The sequence below is a fragment of the Streptomyces sp. NBC_01433 genome, from assembly GCF_026340105.1.
In the GTDB taxonomy this organism is placed as follows: domain Bacteria; phylum Actinomycetota; class Actinomycetes; order Streptomycetales; family Streptomycetaceae; genus Streptomyces.
In genome coordinates this window covers 1,219,559-1,236,251 of sequence record NZ_JAPEPM010000001.1, presented here as the reverse complement: position 1 = coordinate 1,236,251, position 16,693 = coordinate 1,219,559, and the positions used below count along the sequence as shown (strand labels likewise).

The 16,693-nt window shown below is 71.4% G+C and carries 12 protein-coding genes and 1 pseudogene; 8 read left to right on the top strand and 5 right to left on the bottom strand.

All coding sequences use genetic code 11. The features are described from left to right. Window positions 1-10: 10 nt before the first annotated feature. The 3 genes and pseudogenes from OG413_RS05325 to OG413_RS05315 form a co-directional block, all read left to right on the top strand. Window positions 11-142 (top strand): annotated as a pseudogene (locus tag OG413_RS05325) (IS5/IS1182 family transposase); the annotation flags it as partial. Window positions 143-941: 799 nt separating this feature from the next. Continuing rightward, on the top strand, window positions 942-1,673 hold the full coding sequence (locus OG413_RS05320; RefSeq protein ID WP_266803259.1) for an RNA polymerase sigma factor: 732 nt from the start codon (window positions 942-944) through the stop codon (window positions 1,671-1,673). Then, on the top strand, window positions 1,673-2,806 hold the full coding sequence (locus OG413_RS05315) for a hypothetical protein (protein ID WP_266803258.1): 1,134 nt from the start codon (window positions 1,673-1,675) through the stop codon (window positions 2,804-2,806). Before OG413_RS05320 ends, OG413_RS05315 begins: the two co-directional genes overlap by 1 nt. A gap of 255 nt (window positions 2,807-3,061) precedes the next feature. Here the strand turns inward: OG413_RS05315 and OG413_RS05310 are convergent, their stop codons facing one another. Then, window positions 3,062-3,922, bottom strand: a complete 861-nt coding sequence (locus OG413_RS05310) for a L,D-transpeptidase family protein (protein ID WP_266809902.1) — start codon at window positions 3,920-3,922, stop codon at window positions 3,062-3,064. A 472-nt stretch (window positions 3,923-4,394) separates the two neighbouring features. Between OG413_RS05310 and OG413_RS05305 the strand changes: the two genes are divergently transcribed. After that, window positions 4,395-5,975: a methylmalonyl-CoA mutase gene (locus OG413_RS05305; RefSeq protein WP_266803257.1), complete on the top strand. Its 1,581-nt coding sequence runs from the start codon at window positions 4,395-4,397 to the stop codon at window positions 5,973-5,975. Window positions 5,976-6,033: 58 nt separating this feature from the next. Further along, a complete protein-coding gene (gene leuE, locus OG413_RS05300) occupies window positions 6,034-6,699 on the top strand; it encodes a leucine efflux protein LeuE (protein WP_266803256.1) in 666 nt (221 codons plus the stop codon). 59 nt (window positions 6,700-6,758) lie between these two features. Here the strand turns inward: leuE and OG413_RS05295 are convergent, their stop codons facing one another. Together OG413_RS05295 and OG413_RS05290 are read right to left on the bottom strand one after the other, a co-directional pair. Beyond that, window positions 6,759-7,217: a MarR family winged helix-turn-helix transcriptional regulator gene (locus tag OG413_RS05295; RefSeq protein WP_266803255.1), complete on the bottom strand. Its 459-nt coding sequence runs from the start codon at window positions 7,215-7,217 to the stop codon at window positions 6,759-6,761. 18 nt (window positions 7,218-7,235) lie between these two features. After that, window positions 7,236-8,336 carry an acyltransferase gene (locus OG413_RS05290; RefSeq protein ID WP_266809900.1) on the bottom strand — a complete coding sequence of 367 codons (1,101 nt, stop codon included), beginning with the start codon at window positions 8,334-8,336 and terminating at the stop codon, window positions 7,236-7,238. 374 nt (window positions 8,337-8,710) lie between these two features. Between OG413_RS05290 and OG413_RS05285 the strand changes: the two genes are divergently transcribed. Both OG413_RS05285 and OG413_RS05280 read left to right on the top strand, forming a co-directional pair. Further along, window positions 8,711-10,327, top strand: a complete 1,617-nt coding sequence (locus tag OG413_RS05285) for a hypothetical protein (protein WP_266803254.1) — start codon at window positions 8,711-8,713, stop codon at window positions 10,325-10,327. Further along, on the top strand, window positions 10,324-12,627 hold the full coding sequence (locus tag OG413_RS05280; protein ID WP_266803253.1) for a glycosyltransferase: 2,304 nt from the start codon (window positions 10,324-10,326) through the stop codon (window positions 12,625-12,627). Before OG413_RS05285 ends, OG413_RS05280 begins: the two co-directional genes overlap by 4 nt. A gap of 129 nt (window positions 12,628-12,756) precedes the next feature. On the opposite strand, the gene OG413_RS05275 is transcribed toward OG413_RS05280, so the two are convergent. Together OG413_RS05275 and OG413_RS05270 are read right to left on the bottom strand one after the other, a co-directional pair. Continuing rightward, complete coding sequence (locus OG413_RS05275) at window positions 12,757-14,130, bottom strand: polysialyltransferase family glycosyltransferase (RefSeq protein WP_266803252.1); 1,374 nt, start codon at window positions 14,128-14,130, stop codon at window positions 12,757-12,759. Continuing rightward, on the bottom strand, window positions 14,127-15,110 hold the full coding sequence (locus OG413_RS05270; RefSeq protein WP_266803251.1) for a glycosyltransferase family 2 protein: 984 nt from the start codon (window positions 15,108-15,110) through the stop codon (window positions 14,127-14,129). The genes OG413_RS05275 and OG413_RS05270 overlap by 4 nt, the downstream gene beginning before the upstream one ends. A 187-nt stretch (window positions 15,111-15,297) precedes the next feature. On the opposite strand from OG413_RS05270, the gene OG413_RS05265 reads away from it, so the two are divergent. Then, a complete protein-coding gene (locus tag OG413_RS05265; RefSeq protein WP_266803250.1) occupies window positions 15,298-16,677 on the top strand; it encodes a DUF6716 putative glycosyltransferase in 1,380 nt (459 codons plus the stop codon). Window positions 16,678-16,693: the final 16 nt, after the last annotated feature.

Here is a 16,693-nt window from a genome sequence, read left to right as displayed (position 1 = left end):
TGGTCGGCCGCTGTGGATCTCGACCGCATTGCCAGACCGCGCGCATGACCTGACAGCGGTCCGCACCCACCGGATCATCCGGATCTGCGAACGCCAGGGCATCCGGGTCCTTGCCGATCGCGCCTATGCGGGAGCTGGCCCGTGAGTGACGACGGCACGTGGGGATGCTACTGACCTGCTGCGGCGTAGGGATGGAAGGTTGTTCCGTGCAAGCAGCCTTCAATCTGCCCTGGTGGATCGCAACTGCTTTAACCCTGAGGCCCTTTGTATGACGCTGCTCGGGGACCGGTGGTTGGTGACCGGCGCAGACTCCAGCACTGTCGGTGGCCAGCCGCCTCAGGCCACAACGGCGGTAGGGCGCAGTGCCAGACGTCGGCTGCGCCCCGGCTCGGGGGCAGTAGGGGCAAGGGGTAGCGAGGCACGGATCGGTGCCCGCTCCTGCGCGAGTGCCAGCTGCGCAAGGACGGAATCACGTCTGCCGGGCCGCGGGACCAGCCAGGTCAGCGTGCGGTGGCGAACCACCGGGGAGCGGCTGGTCCTCCCCGAGCGGTGTTGCATCCATGACTGGCGGCACAGCAAGGTCACCAACGACCTGGGGAGGATTGGGTGAACGCCCGGCCGCGTTGGCCACGCGTTGGTCATGCAGAGGCCCCGCGCCATGGGTACTGCCCGGTCGGAGTGGAGGCCGAGAGACGACGACCGGGGCCGCCACCCCCCACAGGAGAGGCCCCGGTCGTCTTCCACGGGGTCGCAGCACGACCCCGTACTCATCTCAGCGCCGCCACCGCGTTTTCTGTCACACCGCGCTGTGTCAGCGAACCGTTGCGGGTTGTACAAGCCATGGACGCGACACCCGCCGAGCACGTAGCGTGCTGAGTCGCGCAGAGTGGCGCAGCAGTGGTGACCAGCTGCGATTCAGGACAGCAGGGCGGGTTGAGGGAGTGCTGGGGGACGACGCGGAGCTGACCGCCGCGGTGCTCGCGGCACAGGACGGGGACGAGGACGCCTTCCGTGCTGTGTACCGCGCGGTGCAGCCACGGTTGTTGGGCTACATACGGACACTGGTCGGGGAGCCGGACGCCGAGGACGTGGCGTCCGAGGCGTGGCTGCAGATAGCCCGTGACCTCGACCGGTTCAGCGGCGACGCCGACCGGTTTCGCGGGTGGGCGGCCCGGATCGCGCGCAACCGCTCCCTGGACCATCTGCGGATGCGCAGCAGGCGCCCCGCCATAGGCGGCGACGAGTCCGAACTGACCGCCAGGCCCGCCGATTCGGACACCGCGGCCGACGCCATCGAGGCGATGGCCACCGACCGTGCCATGTCGCTCATCGCCCAGCTGCCGCAGGACCAGGCCGAGGCCGTCGTGCTGCGGGTGGTCGTCGGCCTGGACGCGAAGAGCGCGGCGCAGACCCTGGGCAAGCGGCCCGGCGCCGTACGCACCGCCGCGCACCGTGGCCTGAAGCGGCTGTCGGAGCTGCTCGGCGCCGACCATCCGGGAGCGGTGGCCGACCCGGGCCGGGCCCCCGACGACGGCGCAGGTCAGGGCGGAGCAGGGGGAGTGGAGCTCGGCGCCCTGCCCGCGCAGCGCCCCGGCCGTAATGGTTCGGTGGCGCCCGCCGGTGTTACGCCCGGTGTGACGCATTCGCGTCCGTGGACGCAGAAGGACATGTGATGGCCGACGAGCACTACGAGTGGCTTGACCAGGACGCGGCGGAGAGATTGCTCCGCGGCGAACCGGTCGTACCCGTCGACGATCACGCCCGTACCGAAGCCCTGCGGCTCAGCCGGGCGTTGGGCGACGCCCGGACCGCCGCCCGTTCGCACGGCGGTGAACTGCCCGGCGAGGAAACGGTGCTGGCCGCCTTCCGGCAGGCCGCCCACAAAACCGCGGCGAACGGCCGCGCCGCGAAGAGAGCCGGTGCGGCGGCGGCCCATGGACAGCCCGCACTGCTGGAGCCGGTGCGGATCGGCGCCATGTCCGCCGCCACGGCCCGCCGCCCGCGCTGGAGCCGCCCCGTGCGCTTCGGCCTGGTCGTCTCGCTCGCGGGCTGCGCCCTCGGTGGGGTGGCGGTCGCGGCCGGGACCGGAGTGATTTCCGGGCCCTTCGGCGGCCTGGGCTCCCCGGCACCGGCGGCCTCCGTCTCCTCGGCCGCGTCGCCGAGGGAACTGGGTTCCGGGCTGCCGGACGGCGACGGACCGTCCGGCAGCCCCTCCTCCCCGTCCGCGACGGGCACCACCCCGACCCCCTCCGACTCACCCGAAGGCAGGGACGCCGGAGCGGACGACACCGAGCGGCGGCGTACGGACGACGGCGTGGGCGCCGGTGGCAGCACCGCCACGGGCGGCGGGGACCGGGACCGGAAGGACGACTCCCGGCCCACGGCCGGCTCGCAGGACGACGCCGACGCCGAGGACCGGCCCGACGGTTCCGGCGACGCCACCTCCGGCAAGTGGTACGAGAAGTCCGTCAAGGCATGCCGGGCCTACCGCGACGGGAAGCTCGACGACAGCAGCAGGCGCCGTCTCATCCAGCTGGCCAAGGGCGAGAAGAACCTGAAGCGGTTCTGCGACCGGCTGCTGGACGAGGAGGACGGGAACGGCCACGGCGACGACGACGGTGACGACCCGGGGAAGGGCGACGGCGAGGGCGGCGGCGGTTCGCTCCCGTCGATCTCCTTCCGCACCCAGCCGCCGAACGCCGTTACGGGGCCGGGCACGGGCGCGGGTTCGGGTTCGGACGGTGCGTCGGCGGGCAGGGCGGACGGTGCCGGGGACGGCACGGCCAACGCGTCCCTGGCTCCGTAGACCCCGTAGACCCTCGCGTCGGAACGTATCTCCACCTCGCTGACCTGCGATTTCCTTCCCGAACGCGAGGGTCCCACCGATAAGGTGTGACGTTTTTCGGCGGCGGGACGCAGTACAGAGCGAGCCGACTGGTCATCGGCAGCGCTTGAGCCGGGGTTCCCCCCGTACCTTCGGCTCGGCGCACATGGCGCGGGCGGGACACGTTCCCCCGGTCCCGTCCGCGCCTCTTTTCCTTCTTCGCTTCATCAGCGGCCGCTACCAGTAGATGACGACCTTGTCGCCGTTCTTCACCTGGCCGAACAGAGCCGCGATCTTCCCCTCGTCCCGGACGTTCACACAGCCGTGCGAGGCGCCGCTGTACCCGCGGGCCGCGAAGTCCGAGGAGTAGTGCACCGCCTGGCCGCCGCTGAAGAACATCGCGTACGGCATCGGGGAGTCGTAGAGCGTCGAGACATGGTGCCGGGACTTCCAGTACACCTTGAACGTCCCCTCGCGGGTGGGGGTGTACTCCGAGCCGAAGCGCACGTCCATCGAGGAGACGACCCGGCCGTCGATCATCCACGACAGGGTCCGGCTGTTCTTGCTGATGCACAGGACCCGGCCCGTCAGGCAGCGCTCGTCCGGCTTGGTCACCGGCCGCTCGGTCGGCGGGTCCAGCTCCTCGGCCGTCGGCTTCCGGGTCATCCCCAGCAGCTTCTGCCAGGTGACGGCGTCGGTGCTGCCGGTGCGGTCGAGGCCCCGCTTGCCCTGGAAGGACTGGACGGCCGTGACGGTGACGGTGCCGTAGTAGCCGGTGGGGGTGCGGTTGAAGTGGCCGATCTGGCGGAGCCGGGCCTGGAGTTCCCGTACCTGCCCTCCCTCCGACCCGGTCCTCATCAGGGCCGCGGGCCGCGGCGTGGACGCGGCGGTGCCCGGCTTCCGCTCGGGCGAGGTGTCGGCCGAGGGCGTCCCGGTGGGGCCGCCGCCCGGCTTCGCGTCGTCGGAGGGAGTGGCGAACGGGCGCGGGGAGACGCTCGCCGTCGGGCTGCCGGAGGCCGGGGCGGGCGGTGACGTCGGCTCCGTGCCCTGGGCGGTCTGGACCCGGCAGCCTGCCGCCAGCGCGGTGACGGCGAGCATCCCGACCGCGGCGGTGGTGGCGGCGCGCGTTCCCCGGTGACGGCGACCGCGCGGGCCGGGCGAGGTGCCCAAGTCACCGCGCGGGCCGTCCAGGAGGACCGGGCCACGGTTCGGGCCGGGCGAGGTGCCCAGGCCGCCGCGAACGCCGCTTCCGTCCCGCCGGTCCCGCCCGAACCGTCCGAACCTTCCGTCCCGTCCGTCCCTTTCGTTCGTTCCGGCTGTTCCGTCGCTGCCCGTCATCCTCGGCCCCCTGCCTCGCCCGGTGGTTCCGGTGGTTCCGGTGTCTCCTTGGACGGATTCCCGTCCTGCCCGGTTGCCGAATCCTGCGCATGATGGGAACAGCACGTCCAGACCGGACCGGGCCCTGTGAGCAAGGTCCCAGCCAATGGCTCTCCACCGGGTCCCGAGGCCGCCGCTACAGTCCGTCGCGAGGTTTGTTACCAGTAGGTAGTTTGAAGGGGAGGCGCAGCAGATGACGCGAGAGTCCGAGTCGGGACTGCCCATCGAGCCGGTGTACGGGCCGGACGCACTCGACGGCTGGCAGGCGGCGGAGAAGCTCGGTGAGCCCGGCGCGTACCCCTTCACCCGCGGCGTCTACCCGACGATGTACACCGGGCGGCCGTGGACGATGCGGCAGTACGCCGGTTTCGGTACCGCCGCCGAGTCGAACGCCCGCTACCAGCAGCTGATCGCCAACGGCACCATGGGCCTGTCGGTCGCCTTCGACCTGCCCACCCAGATGGGCCACGACTCCGACGCCACGATCGCCTCGGGCGAGGTCGGCAAGGTCGGGGTCGCGATCGACTCGCTGGACGACATGCGCGTCCTGTTCGGCGGGATTCCGCTGGACAAGGTCTCCACGTCCATGACCATCAACGCGCCCGCCGCCCTTCTGCTGCTGCTCTACCAACTGGTCGGCGAGGAACAGGGAGTCCCGGCGGACCGGCTCACCGGCACCATCCAGAACGATGTGCTCAAGGAGTACATCGCCCGCGGCACGTACATCTTCCCGCCGAAGCCGTCACTGCGGCTGATCGCGGACATCTTCAAGTACTGCCAGGCCGAGATCCCGAAGTGGAACACCATCTCCATCTCCGGCTACCACATGGCCGAGGCCGGAGCCTCGCCCGCGCAGGAGATCGCCTTCACCCTCGCGGACGGCATCGAGTACGTCCGTACCGCGGTGGCGGCGGGCATGGACGTGGACGACTTCGCCCCGCGCCTCTCGTTCTTCTTCGTCGCCCGTACGACGATCCTCGAAGAGGTCGCCAAGTTCCGTGCCGCCCGCCGGATCTGGGCCCGGGTGATGAAGGAGGAGTTCGGCGCGAAGAACCCCAAGTCGCTGATGCTGCGCTTCCACACCCAGACCGCGGGCGTCCAGCTCACCGCCCAGCAGCCCGAGGTCAACCTGGTCCGTGTCGCGGTGCAGGGGCTGGGAGCGGTCCTCGGCGGCACGCAGTCGCTGCACACCAACTCCTTCGACGAGGCCATCGCCCTGCCCACCGACAAGTCCGCCCGCCTCGCGCTGCGCACCCAGCAGGTCCTCGCGTACGAGACGGACGTCACGGCCACCGTCGATCCGTTCGCCGGGTCGTACGTCGTCGAGAGCATGACGGACGACGTCGAGGCGGCCGCCCTCGACCTGATGCGCAGGGTCGAGGACATGGGCGGCGCGGTCAGCGCGATCGAGCGCGGCTTCCAGAAGGGCGAGATCGAGCGCAGCGCGTACCGCATCGCGCAGGAGACGGACAGCGGTGAGCGCGTCGTCGTCGGCGTCAACCGCTTCCGGCTCGACGCGGAGGAGCCGTACGAGCCGCTCCGCGTGGACCCGGAGATCGAGGCCCAGCAGGCCCGGCGGCTGGCCACGCTCCGCGCGGAACGGGACCGGGGCGCGGTCGACGCGGCCCTGGTACGGCTGAAGGCGGCGGCGCGGGGCACGGACAACGTGCTGTACCCGATGAAGGACGCCCTCAGGGCGCGGGCGACCGTGGGCGAGGTCTGCGACGCGCTGCGGCAGGTCTGGGGGACGTACGTGCCCACCGACGCGTTCTGACGTCTCCCGTGATGAAACGCCTGGACGGAGTGTCGTACCCCCGTGCGACACTCCGTTCATGCTGGGTGTCACCGATCTTCCGACCTATCTCGCCGGCCTGGTGCTGATCGTCCTTCTGCCGGGGCCGAATTCGCTGTACGTGCTCTCCGTCGCCGCCCGGCGCGGTGTACGGACCGGCTATGTCGCCGCCGCCGGTGTCTGGACCGGCGACACGGTCCTGATGACGCTGTCCGCGCTGGGGGCCGCCTCGCTGCTCCAGACGACGCCGCTGCTGTTCGCGGTGGTCAAGTACGCGGGGGCGGGCTACCTGACGTGGCTGGCGATCGGGATGCTGCGGGCGGCCGTGTCCATGTGGCGCGAGCGGCACCGGCGGGTGGCCGAGCTGACGGACGAGGCCGGGGCGCCGGCGGCGGCCGTCGCGATGGAGCGGCCCTACCGGCGGGCGCTGGTGGTCAGCCTGTTCAACCCGAAGGCGATCCTGTTCATGATCTCCTTCTTCGTGCAGTTCGTCGATCCCGGCTACGCCTACCCGGCCCTGTCCTTCCTCCTGCTCGGCACGCTGCTCCAGTTCGCCAGCTTCCTGTACCTGTCGATGCTCATATTCGGCGGCACCCGCCTGGCCTCCGCCTTCCGCCGCCGCAAGCGGCTGTCGGCCGGGGCCACTTCGGCGGCGGGTGTGCTGTTCCTCGGGTTCGCGGCGAAGCTCTCGTTCAGCAGCATCTGACCGGCCGGGCCGGGCCGGGCTCAGTGGTGCCGGGCCCGGCCGGTCGCGGCCTGCCCGGGTCAGTGGTGCCAGGCTTTGCCGCCGACGTTGTGGATCATGCGCTGGAGGACCTTGAGCGCCGCGACGTACTCCTCGGTGGGGATGTCGGTGTGGATCTCGGCACTGGCCCGCGTCACGCGGACGATGGCCCGTTCGCGCAACGCGCGCCCCTCGGTGGTCAGCCGCAGCCGGGTGTCCGGGGCCTGGGCGACCAGACCCTGTTCGATCAGGGAGTCGACCTCGGGTTCCATGCCGTCCCCGACGTCGAAATAGCCCTTGAGCAGCGTCACCACCTCCTCGCGGACCCGGCCTGTTTCGTCCGCGTCGGTGAGCTGGTTGAGCACCCACCACCGGGGCTGGGTCAGCCCTTGTTCCGCGAGCGCCGCCTGGATGTGGGTCACGGTCGCCTTGTGCGCGGCCCAACTCCAGTATCCGATCGGCTGCCTGGCAAGTCCCGCGTCATCGTGTGTGTAGTCCATGGCTCCGACGTTAGGAGCTCAACCGCGCTTGAGGTCAAGGGCTGTTCGTGAGAGGGCGTCCCGCAGCAGCGGCGTGAACCGCCGCTCCACGAAGCGGTGCAGCAGCCAGGCCAGGCCCAGCATCGCCGCCACCGTCAGGGCGAACGTCGCCCACGCCGGAATCCCCAGCCCCCGGTGCAACACCCCCACCACCACCCATCCGAGGTGTTCGTGCACCAGGTAGAAGGGGTACGTCAGCGCCCCCGCGACCGTCAGCCACTGCCGGTCGACGCGGTTCAGGGCCCCCAGCGCGATGGCCGCCACCGCCGCGAAGCCCGCCGTCACGACCAGGACGATCACCGTGGACGAACGGTAGGAGAAGGCGTCCGGGCTGTCCGGGTGCCACAGGTCCGCCACCGCGTAGTGCTGGCCCAGCAGCCAGCTCACCCCGACGATGCCCCAGGCCACCGCGTCCCGGCGGTCGCGGTGGACGAGGTAGAGGCCGATGCCGCCGATGAAGTACGGGGCGTACTCCGGCATCAGGAGCACATCGAGGAACGCCGCGCCCGACGCCTTCGCGAGCGCCGCCGCCAGCGTCCACACGGCGCAGAACAGCACCACCCGCCGCCGATTCGCCCCGGGCAGCACGACGCACAGCGCGAACAGGGCGTAGAACCGCACCTCCGCCCAGAGCGTCCAGCACACCCCCAGCACCCGGTCCACGCCCAACGGCTGCTGGAGCAAAGTCATGTTGACCAGCGCGTCGCTGGGCGACACCGCCTCGTACGCCACCCAGGGCAGCGCGAAGACCAGGGTCACCAGGACGACGGCCACCCAGTACGCCGGCATCAGCCGGGAGACCCGCGAGGCGAAGAACGCGCTCAGCGAGCGCCCCCAGCCGCTCATGCAGATCACGAAACCGCTGATCACGAAGAAGATCTGCACCCCGAGGCACCCATAGGCGAACCAGGTGTGGGCGGACGGGAACTGTACGGCGGCGGAACTGCCCCACGCCTTCGTGATGTCACCGCCCCGGCCGCCGTAGTGGTAGCCCGCGACCATCAGCGCGGCGAGCAGCCGCAGCCCGTCCAGGGCACGCATCCGGACCCTCGGCCGCGCGGGCGGGGACTCCCGCGGCAGGGCTCCGGGCGTTGCCTCCGGGGTGTCCCGCGGGGTGCTCGGGGGATCGGAGAGGGGGAGCGTGGCGGTGCGGGGCGCCGTGCCCGCGTCCTGCGGTGTGATGGTCAAGGCCACTCCATTTCAGCCGGTGCGCCGCGTCAGCGTAGGACCGGAAGAGGGGCCGAAACGCCCGGGAGACACGCAGTTTTCCGGGCTGACAGGGCGAGTTCATCCAAGCGCCGTCCAGGTTTCCTACGGTGACGCGAAACCGCGACCCGCTCCGCGGACTCCCGCCCCTCTCCGTTCCGCCGGAGACGGACCGCACGGGACGTCCGCGACTCCCGTACGCAACCCACGCCCCTCTTCCCCCACGGGCATCAGACGCTTGGAGCGCCATGACGAAAGCCCGCACCCGCTGGCCACGGCAACGCGACGCGGAGGTCCAGGCGCCGCCCGAAGGCGGCAGCCCCGAGGCCGCCGACGTCACCCCCACCGACCTGGAGACCTGCCTGCGCGCCTGCGCCGCGCACAGCGGGAAGCTCGTCGCGGGCCTGGACCGTCGCCGTACGGCACTGGCGGAGGCGCTGCGCCAACTCCTCGCCGCCCACGCCGCGTCGGTCCCGGTGGCACCCCCGGCGGCCGGGCTGCCGTTGCTGCGGCGGCCCGGCAAGGAGCCGGGCGCGGCCCTCGTCCTCGGCGACGACCTGCTGGATCCGCTGCTCGCCGCCGGGAACAAGGCGCTGGACTGCGACTACGAGGACGAGCGGAAGCTCGCCCTCCTCATCGCGGACACCGTGCTGACCCAGCGCAGGCGCTCCCGGGCCGGCTGGCGGCTGAGGGCCCGCATCCTGGAAGCGACGGGCGAGGAGAGCGCCGCCGTCGCCGCGCACGAGCGCTACCTCGCGTTCACCGAGGACGACGGGTTCGGTGTGGCCGCCAAGGTCGCCGGGCTGCGGGAGGGCGCCCGGCTCCGGGGCGAGCTGCTGCACCGGCTGGCCGGCAGCTGCCCCGAGGCCCAGGAGTTCGCCGCCCGGCCCGTCACCGAGTCCTGGGCCGCGGGCCTGGACCTGCGGGCGCGCGGCGACCGGTCCGGGGCCAGGGCCCGGCTGATCGGCGCGCTGCTGGCCCAGAGCCGCGACGGCACTCCGGTCACCGAGGTCCAGGAGACGGTGTCCCAGTACCTCGGCCTGGCACGGGAGGACGCCGGAATCCCGGGCGGCGGCAGCAGCGGTACGTACGACGGAACCGGCCGCCCCGACCGCGCGAGGCATTCCGGACCCGGTGGGCCCGGTGGCCCCGGTGTGATCCCCGAACCTGCCGAGCTGACCGCACTCACCGAACTCACCGCGCTCTACGCCGAGCAGCGCAGGCTCCGTATGCGAGGTGCGGTCGACGACCCCACCTTCGGCGGCGTCCGCTGGCTCACCCTCGGCGAGTTCCGCAACCGCATCGCGGGCAGGTCCATCTGTCTGATCGCCAACTCGCAGCGTGTCGGCGCCAGTTCGCTCGGCGCCGAGATCGACGCCTACGACCTGGTCGTCCGCTTCAACTCGTACCGGATCGACCCGGTGGCGACCGGCGGGCGCACCGACATCCACGTCAGCATCCACAAGCACGGCTTCAACTGGGACCGGCGCGTGGACACCCGGCTGGTCTTCGGCGGCGTCTCCGGCGACTGGAAGCACTCGCTGCGCAACCGGCTGGTGCCGGGCGCGCAGACGTACTTGGGTGACGAGTCGCTGCGCTGGCCCCTGCGCGACATCGGGCGCGTCGGCAACGAGGAATGGCCCGCGATACCCACCACCGGGTTCAACATGCTGTGGCTGCTGGACTTCCTGGACGTCAGCCCGCGCATCGACCTGATCGGCTTCGACTTCTACGAGAGCGGCGCCTACCGGCTGCCCGAGGCGATGCGGATGCCCATCACCTCCGTGCACGAGTACACCAGCGAAAAGGCGTGGGTCATGGAACGCGCCCAGAGCGTCACCGATACGAGGATACGACTGCGATGACGACTCCCACCTCCGCGAGCGCGCTCACCGGCAAGCGCCGCGTCGCGTTCGCGAGCTTCGTGGACGAGAACTACCTGCCCGGCTTCCTGACCCTGCTGCGCAGTCTGGCCCTCTCCAACCCGCAGGTCTGCGAGGACTTCCTCGTCCTGCACGACGGGCTTCGCCCCGACTCGGTCGCGAGGATCCGCGCCCTGCACCCGCGCGTCGACTTCCGGCGCGTGGACGCCGAGCACTACGACACCTACGCCAAGGGCGACCAGGACAACTACCTGGTGCGCAAGGCGTACTTCATCCTCGACGTGTTCCGTGTGCGTGACTACGACACCGTGATCACCCTGGACACCGACATGGTGGTCCTCGGTGACCTGGGCGAACTGCTCCAGCTGCGCGACGGCCTCGCCGCCGTCCCGCAGTTCTTCTACGGGCAGCACAAGCTCAACAGCGGGCTGCTGGTCATCCAGCGCGAGTATCTGAGCGACACGTTCTGCGCCGAGCTGGACGAGGTCGGCCGGGCCGGTACGTACGAGCTGGACAAGCACGACCAGGGCATCCTCAACGCCGTACTGGACGGCGGCTTCGTCCATCTCGACGCCCGCTACAACTTCGTCAAGCGGCGGCTCTCGGGCGACCTCCCGGTCCCGGACGGCACCGCGATCCTGCACTTCACGGGGCGCCACAAGCCCTGGCAGGGCGGCGAGGCGGGGTACGGCGCGGCCGAGGCCCGCTGGCACGCGTACGAGCTGTCCGACGCCGACTTCCACGCCGCGTACCTCGACGCGAACGGGCCCAAGCACCACGACCTGCTGGTCCACTACGGCATCCCGCACGTCCTGCGCACCGCCGATGTGGAGAGCGCCCGCAAGGTCGCCGCGGCACAGATCGGCGCGGGCGAGTACCAGGAGGCCGTGGACCTGCTGGGCCGGGTCCGTATCCCGGTCGACGAGGCGTGGCCGCACGAGGTGCTCGGCCACGCCCTGATGAGCGTGTCCCGGTACGAGGAGGCCCGCGCCCAGCTGCTGCTGGCCACCGCGGCGCCGAACCGGGCCGCGACCGCGTTCGGCCGGCTCGCCCAGATCGCCTGGATCCACGGCGACGACACGGAGGCCGCGGGGTACGCCCGGCAGGGCCTCGGCGTGGACCCGACGCACCGGGCGAACCGGCTGACGCACCTGCGCACCACCGACCCCGCCCCGCCGGCCGAGGGCCCCGCCTCCGGCCAACTGGCCCATGTCGCCTTCTACATGGAGCGCCAGGGCAACGCGGGCGACAAGCTGCTGCCCGAGAGCGTACGGCTGGCCTTCGGCCGGGACACCGGGCCCGACCGCTGGCACTCCGTCCACGCCCACCGGCTCTTCGACGAGGCGGCCCTGGAGCGGGTCAACGACCGCCGCGGTCTGGTCATCGGCGGCGGCGGACTCTTCATCCCGGACACCGCGCCGAACGGCAACAGCGGCTGGCAGTGGAACGTGCCCGACGAGCTGCTGGAGCGGATCGACGTACCCGTCGTGGTGTACGCGGTCGGCTTCAACGCGTTCGACGGACAGGCGTACGGGCACGGCCGGAACCGGTTCCTGTCCAGCCTGCGCAAGCTGGTGGAGCGCTCCGCGTTCTTCGGGCTGCGCAACCACGGCTCCATCGAGAAGGTCCGCGACCTCCTGCCGCCCGAGCTGCACCACAAGGTCCGCTTCCAGCCCTGCCCGACCACGGTCACCCGGCAGCTGGTCGGCGGCTGGCAGGACCCCGCCGCGCGCGATGACACCATCCTGGTCAACGCCGCGTACGACAGGGCCGGGCTCCGCTTCGGCCACGACTACGGGCACTTCCTCGCCGAGCTGGCCACCGCCGTCACCGCGCTGGGAGAACTGGCCGAGGTGAAGTGCGTCGCGCACTCGCTGGACGACGAGCGGATCGCGTTCGACCTGCGGCGCGAACACGGCATCTCGCTGCCGGTCATCCCGATGTACGACTTCGAGAACGACGCGATCCGGGACACCTACGCCCGGACGAAGCTGGTCATCGGGATGCGCGGCCACGCGGGCATGATCCCTTTCGGCTGCGGGACCCCGGTCATCAGCCTGATCTCGCACCCCAAGATGGCGTACTTCCTGTCCGACATCGAACGGCCCGAGTGGGGCATCTCGGTCCACGACCGGCACCTCGGCGCCCGCCTCACCGAACGGGCGGCCGGACTGCTGGCCGACCACGCGGCGACGGTCGCCGATGTGCACGGCCGCCAGCAGGAACTGTGGAAGGTCACCGAGGCGAACGCGGCGGACCTGCGCGTGATTCTGGGGCGCTAGCACTCCGGGACGGACGCGAACTCCCCGTACGACGAACCATGCGACGAACCATGCGACGAACGGTGGGGCGGGCCCGGACGACCGGACCCGCCCCACCACTCGTGGCCGTCACCGTCACCGCGACCGTGCCTACCGGCGCACCGCCCGCCGCAGCGACCGCGCCCGCTTCGCCACCCTGCGTACCGTCGCGTTGCGCGGCAGGAACGCGAACTGGGACGGCACCGCCCCCGGCAGCGCCAGCGACGTGAGGCGGCGCCGCTTGAAGTACCGCCAGGTCGACGGCGTCAGCCGCGCCGCGAGATACCGCTCCGCGTCCGGCCGCAGCCCCGGATAGATCCGCGGCTGCATGGCGAACCCGACGGCGGCGACCAGCGCGGACACCTCCGTCTCGGCGCCGTCCGAAGGCCGCTGCTCCAGCACCGCCGCCCGGTCGCCGAGCTCCGGCAGCAGCACGTCCACCAGGGTGACCGGCATCCGGTTGCTGTTCTCGTACGGGGAGAGCCGGTCCAGCAGCACTTCCGTACCCACCCGGGCGACCGGCAGCCCGTAGAACACGGACGCGGTGAGCAGCGCCGTGGAGAAGCAGCCGACGACCAGCGCGGGCCGCATCCGTTCGTAGAGGACCTCCGCGAGAACGGGCGCGGTGAGTATCCCGGCGTCCAGCACGGTCAGTTCGGCGCCGAGCCGCTCCGCCTCGTCCTCCATCGCCTTCGACCAGTGGGCCGGGGCCGTCGGATGCGGCTTGAACACCAGACGGGTGTGGCCGAGCGCCACCGCGCCCCGCATCATCCGCAGATGCAGGTTCTCCTCCTCGGCGGTGGAGATCAGCCCCAGCGCGGAGAGGTACTGGCCGAGCAGCAGCGCGGGCGCCTCGACGGACGGCAGAGCGGCCGGTACGCCGGCCAGCTCACCCAGCACCTTGCGGAAGCCCTCGGTCCGCACGATCTGCGGCAGCACCCCGAACTCGGTGAGCAGCAACGGCTTCAGACCCGGCACCAGATCCAGGTGCAGCAGCCGCCGCACCCGCGTTCCGACCAGCGGATCTATCTTGTTGCGGGTCGGCCCGTAGCTCATCAGCCCGTCGGCGTACACATCGATCGGCACACCGGTGAAGATCTGGGCGATCGCCATGGCGGGGTTGACCTGGATCGACTCGACCGTCAGCTCGACGGCGTCGTCGCCGAGCCCCCAGGCGAGCCGCAGATGCCGTTCCCACAGGGGTACGTCGTCGGGGCGCGGGGACCAATGGCCCGGGTGGAACGGGGCGATCGTCTCGTTCCACGACACCACGTCGTCGAAACGGCCGCGCAGCAACTCGAAGCCCGGCATCGCGTCGAGGGCCGGGGTGGTCTCCGGGATCGCGGCGTTGTTGCAGACGAGCAGGATGCGGCGGTCGGCCGGACCGAAGCAGCCGGTGTCCAGCGCGGCGGCGAGCGTGGCCGCGCCGTACAGGGTGGAGGCGGCGAAGATCTGCGTGGTGCGGCGCGTCGAGGGGAAGCTCATGCTGCCGTCGCCTCCTTCGCGGCGGTGGGCCGCCGTCGCAGCCGGCGCAGCAGGGTCGCGCGCTGGACGTCCATGGAGTCGAGCGCTTCGTCCAGCACCGGCTGGGGCATGCGTTTGAGCGCCGCCGAGCTGAGTGATTTCAGTGTGCGGGCCACGGGCGGTTCGAACCTCTCGATCGAGGCCATGTGATGGGAAATGATCGCGCAGTACGTACGTACCGCTTTCGGCAGCAGCAGATTCGCGTCGCGGTCCTCGGCCGTTTCCCGGATGACCTGGTCGAATGAGCGAATGAAATCGAGCTGGCGCACATCACCGATCTGGGTCAGCGAGGAAGCCACCCCGCGCCGGTAGAAAATTCCCAGCATTCCGAGCACCGCGAAGGAATCCGCGCTGCGGTGCAGCCGCCAGATCCACGGCCGGTCCTCGGCGGTGCGCAGCCCGTCCGTGAAATGCAGCAGTCCGCGGTCCAGCAGCCTGCGGTGGTAGAGCCCCGCCCAGGCGTACGGATAGTCCACCGAGGTGGACCGGTCGGCGGGCAGGATCGCCTCGCGCGGGTCCGTCACGCTGTCGCGCCTGCCGTGCGGGACGCGGTGCACCGTACGGCTCGCGCCCTCCACCTGGACATGGTCGGTACGGACGAAGTCGCACCCCAACGCCTCGGTACGGGCGAGCAGTTCGGCGTAGAAACCGGGGGCCAGCCAGTCGTCGCCGTCCAGGAAGGCGAGGTACTGGCCGCGCGCCGCGTCCAGCCCGGTGTTGCGGGCGGTGGCCAGCCCCCCGTTCCGTTCGTGTCTGAGCACGACCACCCCCGGGATGTCGTCCTGGGCACGGCGCAGGATGTCCGCCGTCCCATCGGTCGAGCAGTCGTCGACAAGGATGAACTCGAAGTCCTCACGGGCATTGGCCCGTAGGCTTCTGAGGGTGTCGGGCGCGTATGTCTGCACGTTGAAGAACGGCACGATGACGGAGAGCTTAACCACCCGCATCACGCTAGGGCGGGCTCCGGCATTTGCCTTGTCCCCACGGGGGACGCTCGGTGAACGGCGAATGTCGGAATGATGAACCAGGCCGAATCCGGGGCCGATTAGCCAATCGTCGGCGGGCTGTTAACCATTTGTTGCCGCTCCGTTGGGCCGCCCAACGAAATGCCTTCCTAACTTCTACGACGTGCCCCCACGTACCAGCAATACGGCCGATCCGGCTGAAACCGCCGCCGCGGACACCGCGGCGCTGCGGGTAGCCGTTCTCGCCGACTCCGACACCCGGTGGAAATGGGGCGCGCTCACCGCGCGCCGGCTGACCGCCGCGTCCGGCACCGGCGAGCGCCCCGTCGAGATCAGCGGACTGCTGTTGCGCGGCCGGGCCACCCCGACGCCCCGGCAGCTCGCCGAGGTCGGCGAGGTCGGCATCGACGCCGACCGGGTGCGCGAGGTGACCGCCGTCGAGTTCCTGCGCACGGTACGGGAGGAGGCGTACGACCTCGTCGTGCTCTCCCTTGTCGGCGGCGGTGTCCAGGCCATGCTGCACGGCCTCGCCGCCCTGCGGCTGGACCGCAGGCCCGTGGTCGTCACCGGCTATGTCGGCGTCGTCTACGAGAAGCTGGCCGACGGACTCCTGCTGCGGCACGGCGCCGATGTCGTCCTCGCCAACTCCCGCCACGACGCGGAGCGGTTCCGGGCCGTGTACGAGGGAGTGGGCGCCGACGCCTCGGCCGTCACGGAGGCCGCGCTGCCGTTCCTCGGCGGCGAGCCGCACCGGCCCCAGGAGGGCCGCGACACCGTGGTGTTCGCCGCCCAGCCCTCCGTACCGGCCTCCCGCGCCGACCGCACGTACCTGCTGCGCAGGCTCGTCGAGCACGCCCGGCTGCACCCGCGCCGCGAGGTGCTGCTGAAGCTGCGCTCCAAGCCGGGCGAGCACACCACGCACATCGAGGAGCTGCCCTACCAGCGCCTCGCGGAGAGGCTGCCCGGCGGCCTCCCGCCCAACTTCCGCCTGGTGTACGGGCACATGGGCGAAGTCCTGGACCGCACCGACCTGCTGGTCACCGTCTCCTCGACGGCCGCGCTGGAGTCCCTGCACCGGCGCATCCCGACCGCCGTCCTGACCGACCTGGGCATCCGCGAAACCCTCGGCAACCACCACTTCATCGGCTCCGGGCTGCTCACCTCCTGGGACCGGCTCGACGGCGGCATCCGCCCGCGGCCCGACGAGGAGTGGCTGGCCGGCCAGGGCGTCGCCGCCGACGGCACGTACGCGGGCTCCTACGACCGGGCCCGCGCCCGGGTCGGAGCCCTGCTGAACCGCGGCTCGCTCCCCACCCTGTCGCCCTACTACACGCCCGCCACCGCCCCCGGCTACCTCCCCGGCATCCTCGCCCGCCACCACCTGGCCCCCGACGGTCACCCGCTGCCCGGCGCGGCGGCCCCCCAGGAGACCGGCCGGGTACGGGGCGCGGTGCGCGAGACCGTACGCAACGCGGCGCGCGGCGCCTACCGCCAGGGCGTCCAGCGGGTCGCCCCCGTGATCCGCCGGATGGGCGAGCTGTGACCACCACCCCAGGAGC

What these genes read in the sequence shown, in the direction of transcription:
- OG413_RS05275 (WP_266803252.1), bottom strand. Translation starts at nt 14,130, where the DNA reads ATGAGCTTCCCCTCGACGCGCCGCACCACGCAGATCTTCGCCGCCTCC.
- OG413_RS05315 (WP_266803258.1), top strand. Translation starts at nt 1,673, where the DNA reads ATGGCCGACGAGCACTACGAGTGGCTTGACCAGGACGCGGCGGAGAGA.
- leuE (WP_266803256.1), top strand. Translation starts at nt 6,034, where the DNA reads ATGCTGGGTGTCACCGATCTTCCGACCTATCTCGCCGGCCTGGTGCTG.
- OG413_RS05285 (WP_266803254.1), top strand. Translation starts at nt 8,711, where the DNA reads ATGACGAAAGCCCGCACCCGCTGGCCACGGCAACGCGACGCGGAGGTC.
- OG413_RS05310 (WP_266809902.1), bottom strand. Translation starts at nt 3,922, where the DNA reads ATGCTCGCCGTCACCGCGCTGGCGGCAGGCTGCCGGGTCCAGACCGCC.
- OG413_RS05305 (WP_266803257.1), top strand. Translation starts at nt 4,395, where the DNA reads ATGACGCGAGAGTCCGAGTCGGGACTGCCCATCGAGCCGGTGTACGGG.
- OG413_RS05280 (WP_266803253.1), top strand. Translation starts at nt 10,324, where the DNA reads ATGACGACTCCCACCTCCGCGAGCGCGCTCACCGGCAAGCGCCGCGTC.
- OG413_RS05295 (WP_266803255.1), bottom strand. Translation starts at nt 7,217, where the DNA reads ATGGACTACACACACGATGACGCGGGACTTGCCAGGCAGCCGATCGGA.